Source organism: Mesorhizobium ciceri biovar biserrulae, from assembly GCF_001618845.1.
Classification (GTDB): domain Bacteria; phylum Pseudomonadota; class Alphaproteobacteria; order Rhizobiales; family Rhizobiaceae; genus Mesorhizobium; species Mesorhizobium ciceri.
In genome coordinates, this window is the sequence record NZ_CP015064.1 from 384,633 (window position 1) to 397,167 (window position 12,535).

Sequence of the window (12,535 nt, forward strand, 5' to 3'; positions counted from 1 at the left end):
TCGCGGTAACCGGTCACATTCCGGAGAGTAGGGCCTTGCCGTTCGGTCACATGGACGCCTGCTTTGCGGCCCACTACATTGGGTCATCAGCGGAGCACAGCATGGACATCCAGCCCGCCCCCTTCATTCCCCCGGCGCCGAAGCCGCGCACGACGCCGCCCTCGACGTTGGAGATGATCCGCATCGTCTACCGCAACCCGCTCGAATTGTGGGGTGAGCATACCTACAACGAGCCGTGGATCTCGGCGAACGGCGTTGGCGGACATCTGATCGTCGCCAATGATCCCGCCCTGATCCGGCATGTGCTGGTCGACAACGCCAGGAACTACAAGATGGCGACGGTGCGCCAGAAGATACTGCGGCCGATCCTGCGCGACGGCCTGCTCACCGCCGAGGGCGAGGTCTGGAAGCGGTCGCGCAAGGCGATGGCGCCGGTGTTCACGCCGCGCCACATCTTCGGCTTCGCCCAGCCGATGCTGAGGCGCACGCAGGACTTCGTCACCCGTTACGAAGACGGCGGCACGTCTGACATCGCCCATGACATGACGCTGCTCACTTATGACATCCTGGCCGAGACGCTGTTTTCCGGCGAGATATCAGGCGAGCCCGGCAGTTTCGCCAACGAGATCGACCGCCTGTTCGAGACCATGGGTCGCGTCGATCCGCTCGACCTGTTGCGTGCGCCCGACTGGCTGCCGAGGCTGACCCGCATCCGTGGCCGCAAGACCATGGCCTATTTCCGCAAGATCGTCACCGACACGGTCAAGATGCGCGAAGCGAAATTCAAGCGCGATCCCGATGCCGTGCCGCAGGATTTCCTGACATTGCTGCTCAAGGCCGAGGGACCCGACGGACTGACGCGGGCCGAGGTCGAGGACAACATCATCACCTTCATCGGCGCCGGCCATGAGACGACGGCGCGTGCGCTCGGCTGGACGCTCTATTGCCTGGCTGAATCACCGTGGGAGCGCAACCGGGTCGAGCAGGAGATCGACCAGGTGCTGGCGCGCGAGCCCGATCCGACGAAATGGCTCGATGCCATGCCGTTCACGCGCGCGGCTTTCGACGAAGCGCTCAGGCTCTATCCGCCGGCGCCGTCGATCAACCGCGAGCCGATCGAACCGGAAATGTGGAAGGATCTTCATATCCCCAAGCACGCCGCGGTGCTGGTGATGCCTTGGGTCGTGCATCGCCACAGGAAACTGTGGGACCGGCCGGATGCCTTCCTGCCGGAGCGCTTCCACCCGGGAAATCGCGAAAAGATCGACCGCTTCCAGTATCTGCCGTTTGGCGCCGGCCCACGCGTCTGCATCGGCGCCAGCTTCGCCATGCAGGAGGCGATCATCGCGCTGGCGATCATGCTGTCGCGCTTCCGCTTCGACACCACCGCCGAAACGAAACCCTGGCCGGTACAGAAACTGACCACGCAGCCGCAAGGCGGTCTACCGATGCAGGTCACGCCGCGTTAGGCGTGACACCTTCAGGCAGTTGCGCCGAATTAGGCCGCGGGCTTGCGTTGCTGGAACTGGCCGGCGGCGCGGTAGCGCCAGAGATAGCTGGGCAGGATCGTCGCGATCGACTGCGACTGGATGCCTAGCCCCGCAAGCGTCCTGTTGGTCTGGTTGGCGGCGTCCGAAACGATGTTGTGCTCGCGCAGCTGCATCACCTGGTCCTTGGTCAGCAGCGGGTTGGGCAGGAGACCGAGGATCGAGGCCTGGATGTTGGCCACCCACCACGGAACCGGCACCAGCAGCCGCTTGCGCTCGATCACGTCGAGCAGCTCTTCCATACACTGCTTGAAGGTGAGCACCTTCGGTCCGCCGAGTTCATAGATCTGGCCGCCATCCACCTTGCCGTCGACCGAGCGCGCCACCGCTTCGGCCACGTCGCCGACATAGACCGGCTGAAACTTGGTCTGGCCGCCGCCGATCAGCGGCAGCACCGGCGAATAGCGCGCCATGTTGGCGAAGCGGTTGAAGAAGCCGTCTTCGGGTCCGAAATTGATCGACGGCCGGAAGATCACGGCGTCCTTGATCGTCTCCAGCACAGCCTTTTCGCCAAGCGCCTTGGTGCGCGCGTAGTCTGATTCGGAGTCCAGATCGGCGCCAAGCGCAGAAATGTGGGTCAGGCCGGCGCCGACCGAGCGCGCGGCCTCGGCCACTGCGCGGGCGCCGAACTCGTGCACGGCGGAGAATTTCTGCCGGCCGCTCTCATGCAGGATGGCGACCAGATTGACGACATGGTCGGCGCCTTGCACGGCGCGGTCTACCGACCAGCGCACGCGCACATTGGCCTGGACCGGCTGGATCTGGCCGACATTGCCGAGCGGCTGCAAATGGCCGGCGAGATCGGGCCGCCGGCAGGCGACCCTGATGCGATAGCCGCGCTTGGCCAACGCGCGCACGACATGGCGGCCGACAAAGCCTGACCCGCCAAAGACGACGACGAGCTTTGGGGTCTGCAGGATTTCGGTCATGGCTGGCTCCGGCGCTCGCAGGCTTGGCTGAAGCCGTTTCATAATCCGTTTCGTGCCAAAGGCAAAGGGCGACGCGTCGTCGCTATCAGCCTGTCAGAACGCTTTGCCGATACGGTTGTCGACCGAATGGCGGTTGCCGCCGCGAATGACGAAGAAGAGCAGGATCGCTGCCCACAGCAGCGACTTTTCCGCACCCGAATAGCCTTGGCCCATGGTGACCCAGTGGAACCAGACCGTGACCAGCAGCACGAACAGGCCGGCAAAGGCGGCCGGCCGCGTCAAAAACCCGATGGCGATGAAGATGCCGCCGAAGAATTCAGTGCAGGCCAGAAGCAACGACCACAACGCGCCCGGATAGAAGCCGAGACCCTCGACCATCTCGGCAGCGCCGAAAGGATTGGTGATCTTCTGCGAACCGTGGATCGCGAGAAACCCGCCGGCGACGACGCGAAGAACGATTTCGGCACCATCGTGCAGGGCCGCGTAAAACCTGCCAAGGACCGGGATGACAAGGGCGTTGCGGGGATTGTCCGTGCTTGCCGACATTGTAGCTCCTCTGTTTTGCTCAATCAGCGCAAACGGCCGATCAGGTTGGTCGAAGTCAAATAAACAAAAGTTGACCAAAACGAGAATGTTTTACCATCGTGCGATCAAAACGCAGAAAACCCCGCTGAAGCGGGGTTTTCCGGGTGACATCCATGCGAAGCCAGGGGCCGACGGCGCGGCCTGACCTGAGACGGTATCAGGAGGGCGTGAAGCAAGTACGCCCACCCCAGCCCTGAACATCCGACATGGTGCCACCAACCTTCTTGCAGGCGGCGACGAAATCAGCGCTGCAATTGGCGAATTTTGCATGGCCGTTCTTGCAGTAGTGGTCTTCGGTGGCCCCGCCGCTCGGGGCAGCGATGACACCCGGGCTGGACGGCTTGACCGGTGCGGCCTTCAGGGTGGCTGCCTGTGTGGCGCCCATGAACGAGCCGAGCAGAAGGACGGCGGTCAGCATGGTGATCTTGGTGTTGGTCATGGCAATTTCCTTTGATTTGGGTTGAGTTTTCCGAGGCGCGAAGGACCGGCCTTCGCGTGATGCAGGCTTTCGATTTCGGTTTGCTGCTTCCCTCGGTGTGGATCGGGCAAGCTCGCCTTGCCCTGGACAAAGCTGGGTCGCAGCAAGGCGCGGAAAGGTTCAGCGGCGCGCAAAGAAAATCGCACTGCGCCGCGCCTGCGGCGGACGAATTCCAGATAACTAATTGATATTTAATAGATATTCAGGAAGAATAGCGTGCAGCGAATTCGGAAATGCGCTGCACCACGGCCTTCGATGCGGTAATGCCGCGCGCTTGCGCCTTCTCGGCGGCCTCTGCGCGGGCACGACCGGGCACATGCACGCCGAAGCGCCGCCGCAGCCGGTCAAGCTGGTCCTTCATTCGTTGCTCGAAATCTGGATCGAGCAGCTTGGGTTCGATAGCAAGCACGAACAGTCCCGTGCCGGGGCTGTCCGGCCCGCCGCTGAACCATGGCGCGTCGAGCGACCAGTTGGCGCCCGATAGGCCCGCCGCCAGCACCTCGACCATCAGCGCGATGTTGGCGCCGCGCTGACCGCCGAAGGCGAGCATTGCACCCTTCATGGCGGCGGCGGGATCGGTGGTCGGATTGCCGCTGGCGTCCAGTGCCCAGCCTTCCGGGATTGTCTTGCCGTCCTCGGCCGCTTTGCGGATGTTGACGAAAGCGGTGGCGCTCGACGACTGGTCGATGACCAGCGGCGCCCCGTCGGCGGCAGGCGCGGCAAACGACATCGGGTTGGTGCAGTAGACCGGCTTGACCGAGCCCGAGCCGGCAAGCACGGCCGGGCCGTTGGTGGCTGCGAACGACACCAGTCCTTGTGCTGCCAGCCTTCCGGTGAAATAGCCGAGCGCGCCGCATGTATAGGCGTTCTTCTGCGAGAAGATGGCGACACCGAACAGCTTTGCCGCCTTGGCGAGGTCGTCGATGGTGCGGTCGAAGCCGGTATGCGCCAGCCCGCCGCGTGCATCGGAGAGATAGACTGCCAGCGCCGGCCGGGTGATCACCGGGTCGGCATTGCCGTCGATGCGTCCGGCTTCCAGCGCCTCGAGATAGTCGATGAAATGCGACAGACCGACCGAGGAAAGCCCTTCGGCCTCGGCTGATATGATCGAAGCAGTGAGCGATTGCGCCGCTTCCTCATTGGCGCCGGCGCCAAGTGCCGCCATCCGGCACAGTCCTTTTGCCTGGTCGAGACTGAGTTGCATCATGGCCGTCCTAGGGGAGTAGGGGAGTAGGGGAGTAAGGAAATAGGGGAGTACGGGACAGTGGGCAGTGAATAGCGAATGGGGATGGAAATGTGAATGTGGATAGTGGCCTGATACTCCCCTACTCCCCTACTCCCCTACTCCCCTACTCCCCTACTCCCCTACTCCCCTCTAACCAATCTTGTTCGGGATCCTGGCCTCTATCCTGCTGAAGGCGAAGACCAGAATGCCGGTTATCGTCATGTAGATCAGCGCCAGCAGCAGCAAGGGCTCGTAGGTGAGGTAGGTGTCCTGCCGTACTTTGGACGAAACGGCGAAGATGTCGATGACGCTGATCGTCGCCACCAGCGGCGTCGACTTCAATTGCAGCACGGTCTCGCCGGTCAGCGTCGGCAGCGCCCGGTAGATGGCTTGCGGCAGCCAGATCCGCCGGAACGCCTTCCAGCGGCTCATGCCGAAGGCGCGGGCGGCTTCGAGTTGCCCCTTGGGCACGCCGGCGAAGGCGCCGCGCATCACCTCGCCCTCATAACCGGCGAACGACAGGGTCAGCGCCAGCACGCCATAGGGCCAGGCTTGCCGCAGATATGGCCACATCCAGGATTCGCGGATCCACGGATATTGCGGGAACAGCGAACCCAGGCCGTAATAGAGCAGCCAGAGCTGGATCAGCAGCGGCGTGCCCCGGATCACCGTGCAGAACACCTTGGCGGGTGCGGCGAACCAGAACGAGCCGGCAGCCTGCGCCAGGCCAAGCGGGACGGCCAGCAGGAAGCCCAGCACGCAGGTGACGGCCAGGATCCACAGCGAGCGCCAGAGGCCGATCAAGCCCATTTCATAATATTGCGGCAGCCAGTCCCAGCGCATGAAAAAGGCGGCCGACAGAACCAGGCCGAGTGCGATCAGGATCAGCACGATGCGGTGCGGCTGCAGCCACAGCGACGTTCGCGCGGCGACGTCGATGATGGTCGCCTCGTTGGCCATCAGCGCGCCTCCTTGAGCGAAGGCATGCCGCGCCGCGACCAGGTCTCGACCCGGCCGATAACGAGGTTGGAAAACAGCGACAAAAGCAGATAGAGCACGCCCGCCGCGAAAAAGAAGGTGAAATAGGCCTTGGTGACGCCCGCTGCCTGCCGCGTTGCCAGCGCCAGCTCGTAGAAGCCGACAACAGCCAATAGCGCGGTGTCCTTGGTGGCGATCAGCCAGAGATTGGCGAGGCCCGGAATAGCGAAGGGCAGCATTGACGGCAAGGTGATGCGCCGCAACATCAGGCCCGGAGACATTCCATAGGCGCGGGCGGCTTCGATCTGGCCCTGCGGAATGGCCAGGATCGCGCCGCGTATCACCTCTGTCGAATAGGCGCCCTGGACGAAGCCGAGCACGGCGATGCCGGCGGCAAGGCCGCTCACGTCGACGCGCTGATAACCCATGGCCGTCAGCGCCTGATTGATCAGGTCGGTGCCGGCGTAATAGAGCAGCAGGATCAGCACCAGTTCGGGCACGGCGCGCACGATGGTGGTGTAAACCGCCAGGAGATCGCGCACCACCGGCCCGCCATAAAGCTTGCCATAGGCGCCGCCGGTGCCGATCAGAAGGCCGAGGCACGTGGCGCCCAGCGCGATCTCGATCGAATGCAGCAGCCCAACCAGAAGCGCCCCGCCCCAGCCTGGCGGGTAGGGCGAGAGAAGCTCGGTGATGCCGGCCGCGGAGGCCGAAAGAAGTGCGTCGATCAGCGTCGCCCCCGAAGTGCTGACTAACCGCCGACGGCTGCGTCGGCGGCAAACATGCCTGGGAAAGATCGAGCAGGTGGGGCATGGCGCGACGCCACACCCCACAGCTCATACGAGGATCGTCAGTTCGACTGCGCGCCGCCGCCGCCGTAAATGTCGAAATCGAAGTATTTCTTCGAGATCTCGTCATATTTGCCGTTGGCGCGGATCGCCTTGATGCCGGCGTTGATTTTGCCCTTCAGGTCGGTGTCTTCCTTGCGCACGCCGGCGCCGACGCCCGGTCCGAGCACTTCGTCATCGGGAGCGACCATGCCCTTCAGGTCGCAGCAGGCTTTGCCCTGGTCGGATTTGAGGAATTCGCCAAGCGCGATGGAATCGGCCTGCACCGCGTCGAGACGGCCGGCGGCCAGATCGTTGTTGGCCTCGTCCTGGGTCTGGTATTCCTTGATCTCGGAGGCTGTGCTGCCAAAGTGCTTCTTGGCGTAGACAGCGTGCACCGTCGACACTTGCACGCCGACGATCTTGCCCTTGAGGTCGTCCGGAGCGGAGCCGAATTTCTGGTCCTTCGGGCCGATGATCGCGGTCGGCGTGTTATAGTACTTGTCCGAGAAATCGATCGTCTTCGCGCGTTCGGCGGTGATCGACATCGAGGAGACGATGAGGTCGATCTTCTTGGTCGTCAGAGCCGGGATGATGCCGTCCCAGGCAACCGGGGTGATAACGCAATCGAGCTTCTCCTCGGCGCAGACGGCGTCGATGAAGTCGATCTCCCAGCCGATCCATTTGCCCGAAGCATCGGGCGAGGTGAAGGGCGGATAAGGCTCGGCGGCGACGCCGATCTTGACCGGATCGGCCTTGGCCACGCCCATGGCGGCGACGCCGAGCAGCAGCGCTGCGGCAAATGTCTTCAGAACGGTCTTCATTTCATGACTCCCAGTTTGTTGTTGGTTCCCGGTTTTCTTCCGTCCCGGCTTGCCTAGCCGATGTTGCGGATGAACTGCTTCAGCCTTTCGGATTTCGGTGCGCCGAAGATCTGCTCCGGCGGCCCTTCTTCCTCGACCAGCCCGTTGTAGAGGTAGACGACATGGGTCGCGACCTCGCGGGCGAACTTCATCTCGTGGGTGACCAGCACCATGGTGCGGCCTTCGCGCGCCAGGTCGCCGATCACCTTCAGCACCTCGCCGACCAGTTCGGGATCGAGCGCGGAGGTGGGCTCGTCGAACAGCATGACGCGCGGATTGATGGCCAGCGCCCGGGCGATCGCGGCGCGCTGCTGCTGGCCGCCCGACAGATAGGCCGGATAGACGTCGCGCTTTTCAGCCAGACCGACACGGGCGAGCAGCCTCTCGGCCTCGCCGATCGCCACATCGCGCTTGACGCCAAGCACATGCACCGGAACCTCGATGACGTTTTCGATCAGCGTCATGTGGCTCCACAGGTTGAAGTTTTGGAACACCATGCCGAGCTTGGAGCGGATGCGCTCGATCTGCTTGCGGTCGGCCGGAATGGTGTGGCCGTGGCTGTCGGCCTTGAGTTTGATCTCCTCGCCATTGACGCGAATGATGCCGCTGGTCGGGTTTTCCAGGCAGTTGATGCAGCGCAGCAGGGTCGATTTGCCGGAGCCCGAGCCGCCGATGATGGCGATGACCTCGCCGTCGCGCGCCGACAGCGAGACGCCCTTCAGCACATGCAGCTCACCGAACTTCTTGTGCAGGTTCTCGACATGGATGGCTTCGGCGGCGCCGTCCTGCGCCTTGCCGGATCGGACTGCGGCAGCTTCCACCACGCTCACCGGGTGACCTCTATCGGGTCGGCTGCGGTTCGTCGAACGTGTATCCGGCTAATTAACATATACGCTGTACTGCCCCGCTCCAGACTTCAGCATGGACCCAACGGCGAGAGCCCGTCAATCCTGCTTATTACGGCACTTGCGAGCTTGTTGTGCAAGTGTATAAATAGCCTTCCATGAAATTTTCTCGATTTTTTTCAGCGAAAAAGGACTTCGATGAGCGCTTTCGGATCACAGTCCATGGCGGCGCCGCTGCGCCGCGTGCTGATGCGGTCGGCGGCCAACGCCATGCGCAATGCCGACAGGGTTGCCTGGCACTATGGCCCGGGATTCAATCCGGCGAAAGCGGCATCGCAGCACGCGCTCCTTGCTGAACTGGTGGCGGCTTCCGGTGCCGAAATCGAATGGATCGAGGACACGGCGGATGGACTTTCGGACTCGGTGTTCACGCACGACCCGTCGCTGATGACCGATCGCGGCGCGCTGATTCTGTCCATGGGCAAGCCGTTGCGCGCCAGGGAGCCCTCGCTGCATGAGGAAACCTACCGAAGGCTGGGCATTCCAATCCTGGGCCGCGTCGAGGTTCCTGGCCAGGTCGAAGGCGGTGATTGCGTATGGCTCGATGCCCGTACGCTGGTGATCGGGCGCGGTGTCCGCTCCAACCAGGAAGGCATCCAGCAGGTTTCCAACCTGCTGACGCCGCTGGGCGTTTCCGTCTACGGCTTTGATCTTCCGCTGTGGCAAGGCGAAGAAGCGTGCCTGCATCTGATGTCGGTGATCAGCCCGCTGGCCGACGACCTCGCACTGGTCCATTCACCGCTTTTGCCGGCCCCATTCTATCAGATGCTGAAGGCGCGTAACATCCGGCTGGTCGAAGGCGACGCCGAAGAGTTCGCGGCTTCCAACGGGCTTAGCCTGAACGTGCTGCCGACCAGCCCACACAAGATCATTGCCGTCGCGGGCTTTCCAAAGACCAAAGCCGCGATGGAAGCCGCCGGCTGCACGGTCGAAATCTTCGAGGCGGATGCGCTCTGCATCGCCTGCGAGGGCGGGCCGACATGCCTGACGCGACCGATCCTGCGCCAATGAATATGCCATCCCGCCGCAGGTTCCGTCGCGAGGGCGAGGAGCGGCGGCGGCAGGATCTGATCGAGGCCACTCTGGACAGCGTGGCGGAACATGGCCTGCAGGGCGCCACCTTGCGCACCATCGCATTGCGTGCCGGCGTCACCGCCGGGCTGATCCGGCACTATTTTCCCGGCAAGGAAGAATTGCTGCAGGAAGCCTATGCAGCGCTGATGGGCCGCATGACCGAGCAGGCGAAAGCGGCTTTGGTCATGGAGAATGCCTCGCCTCGCCAGCGCCTTGCGGCTTTCGTCACCGCCAACCTCAATGCGCCGATTATCGACGCGCGGGTGTTTTCGCTCTGGGCAACCTTCATCGGCCGCGCCAGAGCGGATCCGACCTTGGCCCACGCCCACCGCGAAGGCTACCTTGGTTTTCGCAATGAGGTGGAAGCGGTTGTGGCCGAGGTGCTCGCCGCCGAACGGCGCAAATCGGACGCAAGCCAATTGCGCCACCATGCCATCGCGATTAATGCGATCATCGACGGACTCTGGATCGAAGGCTGCCTGGCCGGCGAGATGTTCTCGCCCGGCGAATTGGCGGCGATCGGCATCAAGGCCGTCGAGGCCGAACTAGGCCTCGCGCCGGAAGGGGAGGAAAACCAATGACGACACTCGGCGAAGCGCTCATTTCGCTGCTCGAAGCCCATGGCGTCGACACGGTCTTCGGGATTCCCGGCGTCCACACGGTAGAACTCTACCGCGGGCTAGCGCGCTCCAAGATCCGCCACGTCACACCGCGTCACGAACAGGGCGCCGGCTTCATGGCCGATGGCTACGCACGCGCCAGCGGCAGACCGGGCGTCGCCTTCGTCATCACCGGACCGGGGCTGACCAACACCATCACCGCCATGGGGCAGGCACGCGCCGATTCGGTGCCGATGCTGGTGATCTCAGGCGTCAACGCCACGCCGACGCTGGGCAAGGGGCTGGGCCATCTGCACGAATTGCCGGATCAGCGCGGCATGATGGAGAAGGTGGCGCTGTTTTCGCAGCGCGTTACCGAGGCTGGCGAATTGCCCGGCGCGCTGGCGCAGGCCTTCGCCCTGTTTTCATCGGCCCGGCCCGGCCCGGTGCATATCGAGATCCCGACCGACGTCATGGTCAAGCCGGCGGATGGCATCGCTGCCATGCTGAGCAATGTGACGCCGCCCGTGCCGGAAGGTGTCGCAATTGCCAACGCGGCCAAACTCATCAGTGCAGCGCGCCGCCCGCTGATCCTGGTCGGCGGCGGCGCCAAACGCGCCGAAGCGCCACTGCGGCGTCTGGCCGAACGGTTGGGGGCGCCGGTCGTCCAGACCACCAATGCGCGCGGCCTGCTGCATGGTCATCCGCTTTGCGTGCCGGCCAGTCCCAGCCTGAAGACAGTACGGGCGCTGATGGCCGACGCCGACCTGGTCATTGCCGCCGGCACCGAATTCGGCCCGACCGACTATGACGGCTACAGCGATGGCGGCTTCGTCCTGCCCGCCAACCTGATCCGCATCGATATCGTCGCGGACCAGCTTGCCCGCCGCCCGGCGACGGTTTCGATCCTGGCCGATTGCGCCGAGGCGCTCGAAGCACTGCTTCTGGAAACCCGCCATGTCCGGGCAAGCGAGGGCGGTTCGTCGCGCGCCGCTACTACACGCAAAGCAGCCTTTGCCGAGCTCAATCCGACACTGCAGGGGCAGGTGCGCGCCGTCGAGATGATCCGCGACGCTTTGCCGGGCGCGCTCATCGTCGGCGATTCGACGCAGCCGATCTATGCGGCCAACCTCTATTACGACCATGATCGGCCAGGCGGTTGGTTCAATGCCGCCACCGGCTTCGGCGCGCTTGGCTACGGCCCGCCGGCCGCAATTGGCGCGGCCCTTGCGATACCCGATGCGCCGGTCGTCTGCCTCACGGGTGACGGCGGCTTCCAGTTCACGCTGCCGGAACTGGGCGCCGCGCTCGACGCGCGGGTACCGGTCATCTTCGTCGTCTGGAACAACAGAGGCTACCGCGAGATCGAAACCTCGATGCTCGATGTCGGCGTCGAGCCGGTTGGCGTATCGCCGGCGCCGCCGGATTTCTGCAAGCTGGCCGAGGCTTATGGCATCGGCGCCGAACGGCTTGCCGATATCGACGCTCTCGCGGACGCGCTGAAGCGCGCCCGGGCCACCGGACTGCCGCGCGTCATCGAAATCACAGTTGACTGAAGCGCGGGTTTCCCGTTTTGGCGGGCCACGGCTGAAGTGTCGGACGCATGCAAAGACGCGACAACTGCCATGTCGAGATGTCAATTGAGTGATGGCGCAAAAGGCGCGACGCTTCGCGTCGGCGGCACAGAAACGACCTAACGACAAAAAAATGACAGGAGCGTCCAAGATGACGGAAACACTTGAAGGCAAGCATATCGTCGTGACTGGTGGGACCGGTGCGCTCGGCGGTGCGGTTGTCGGCAAACTGCTGAGCGACGGCGCGATCTGCCATGTGCCCAATGCTCATGCCGCCGCCCCTACGCATTTCCCCTTTACCTCGCATGACCGTGTCCAGCTGGTGCACAACGTCGATCTCTCGGACCCCGCGAAGGTCGAAGCGTTCTATAGCCAGGTTCCGGGCCTTTGGGGCTCGATCCATCTGGCTGGCGGCTTCACCTCGGCGCCTGTTGAAAAGATCGAGTCGGCGTCCTTTGCCGAGATGATGGACACCAATGCGCGCACCGCCTTCCTGTGCTGCCGCGCCGCGATCCGCTCGATGCTGTCGTCGGACACGGCGGGCCGCATCGTCAACGTCACCGCGCGCGCCGGGCTCGATCCGCGGCGCGGCGCCGGCATGGTCGCTTACGCCGCCAGCAAGGCGGCGGTGGCAGCCATGACGGTGGCGATGGCCGAAGAGCTGAAGCACAAGGGCATCCTGGTCAATGCCGTGGCGCCGTCGACGCTAGATACGCCGGCAAACCGCGCCGATATGCCGGATGCCGATGTCACAAGATGGGTCAGCCTCGAAGCCGCCGCCGAGGCCATCGCCTATCTCGCCTCGCCGGCCAATCAGGCGATGAGCGGCACGCTGGTGCCGCTTTACGGCAGGGCGTAACTTTCCAACCTTTACCTAGGTCAAAGAAAAACCCCGCCGGATCGCTCCGGCGGGGTTTTGTTTTGGAGCCTGTGCGAAGGCTTCGCGGTGCG

The 12,535-nt window shown here is 63.8% G+C and carries 13 protein-coding genes; 5 read left to right on the plus strand and 8 right to left on the minus strand.

Annotated elements, in window-relative coordinates:
* Nucleotides 1-101 precede the first annotated feature (101 nt).
* Nucleotides 102-1,469 carry a cytochrome P450 gene (locus A4R29_RS01855; RefSeq protein WP_013528196.1) on the plus strand — a complete coding sequence of 456 codons (1,368 nt, stop codon included), beginning with the start codon at nucleotides 102-104 and terminating at the stop codon, nucleotides 1,467-1,469.
* Nucleotides 1,470-1,498: 29 nt separating this feature from the next.
* On the opposite strand, the gene A4R29_RS01860 is transcribed toward A4R29_RS01855, so the two are convergent.
* From A4R29_RS01860 to A4R29_RS01900, 8 genes are all read right to left on the minus strand, one after another.
* A complete protein-coding gene (locus A4R29_RS01860; RefSeq protein WP_013528195.1) occupies nucleotides 1,499-2,476 on the minus strand; it encodes a complex I NDUFA9 subunit family protein in 978 nt (325 codons plus the stop codon).
* A gap of 93 nt (nucleotides 2,477-2,569) precedes the next feature.
* Nucleotides 2,570-3,022: a DoxX family protein gene (locus A4R29_RS01865; RefSeq protein WP_063171051.1), complete on the minus strand. Its 453-nt coding sequence runs from the start codon at nucleotides 3,020-3,022 to the stop codon at nucleotides 2,570-2,572.
* 196 nt (nucleotides 3,023-3,218) lie between these two features.
* Nucleotides 3,219-3,500, minus strand: coding sequence for a hypothetical protein (locus A4R29_RS01870; protein WP_013528193.1), 282 nt, complete (start codon nucleotides 3,498-3,500; stop codon nucleotides 3,219-3,221).
* Nucleotides 3,501-3,741: 241 nt separating this feature from the next.
* Nucleotides 3,742-4,743, minus strand: coding sequence for an Ldh family oxidoreductase (locus tag A4R29_RS01880; protein ID WP_024501902.1), 1,002 nt, complete (start codon nucleotides 4,741-4,743; stop codon nucleotides 3,742-3,744).
* A gap of 171 nt (nucleotides 4,744-4,914) precedes the next feature.
* Entirely contained in the window at nucleotides 4,915-5,724 is an 810-nt protein-coding gene (locus A4R29_RS01885) for an ABC transporter permease (protein WP_063171052.1), read from the minus strand.
* Nucleotides 5,724-6,437, minus strand: a complete 714-nt coding sequence (locus A4R29_RS01890; RefSeq protein ID WP_196815384.1) for an ABC transporter permease — start codon at nucleotides 6,435-6,437, stop codon at nucleotides 5,724-5,726. The genes A4R29_RS01885 and A4R29_RS01890 overlap by 1 nt, the downstream gene beginning before the upstream one ends.
* Nucleotides 6,438-6,592: 155 nt before the next feature.
* Nucleotides 6,593-7,393: a transporter substrate-binding domain-containing protein gene (locus A4R29_RS01895; protein ID WP_063169843.1), complete on the minus strand. Its 801-nt coding sequence runs from the start codon at nucleotides 7,391-7,393 to the stop codon at nucleotides 6,593-6,595.
* A 53-nt stretch (nucleotides 7,394-7,446) separates the two neighbouring features.
* Entirely contained in the window at nucleotides 7,447-8,262 is an 816-nt protein-coding gene (locus A4R29_RS01900; RefSeq protein ID WP_063169844.1) for an ABC transporter ATP-binding protein, read from the minus strand.
* Nucleotides 8,263-8,475: 213 nt separating this feature from the next.
* On the opposite strand from A4R29_RS01900, the gene A4R29_RS01905 reads away from it, so the two are divergent.
* The 4 genes from A4R29_RS01905 (at nucleotide 8,476) to A4R29_RS01920 (ending at nucleotide 12,443) form a co-directional block, all read left to right on the plus strand.
* On the plus strand, nucleotides 8,476-9,348 hold the full coding sequence (locus A4R29_RS01905; RefSeq protein WP_063171053.1) for a dimethylarginine dimethylaminohydrolase family protein: 873 nt from the start codon (nucleotides 8,476-8,478) through the stop codon (nucleotides 9,346-9,348).
* The gene (locus tag A4R29_RS01910) at nucleotides 9,345-9,992 is read left to right on the plus strand and encodes a TetR family transcriptional regulator C-terminal domain-containing protein (RefSeq protein WP_032809890.1); all 648 of its coding nucleotides are present in this window, start codon (nucleotides 9,345-9,347) and stop codon (nucleotides 9,990-9,992) included. The genes A4R29_RS01905 and A4R29_RS01910 overlap by 4 nt, the downstream gene beginning before the upstream one ends.
* Complete coding sequence (locus tag A4R29_RS01915) at nucleotides 9,989-11,566, plus strand: 5-guanidino-2-oxopentanoate decarboxylase (RefSeq protein ID WP_063171054.1); 1,578 nt, start codon at nucleotides 9,989-9,991, stop codon at nucleotides 11,564-11,566. Before A4R29_RS01910 ends, A4R29_RS01915 begins: the two co-directional genes overlap by 4 nt.
* Before the next feature lie 169 nt (nucleotides 11,567-11,735).
* Nucleotides 11,736-12,443: an SDR family NAD(P)-dependent oxidoreductase gene (locus A4R29_RS01920; RefSeq protein WP_063171055.1), complete on the plus strand. Its 708-nt coding sequence runs from the start codon at nucleotides 11,736-11,738 to the stop codon at nucleotides 12,441-12,443.
* The last annotated feature ends 92 nt before the right edge of the window (nucleotides 12,444-12,535 follow it).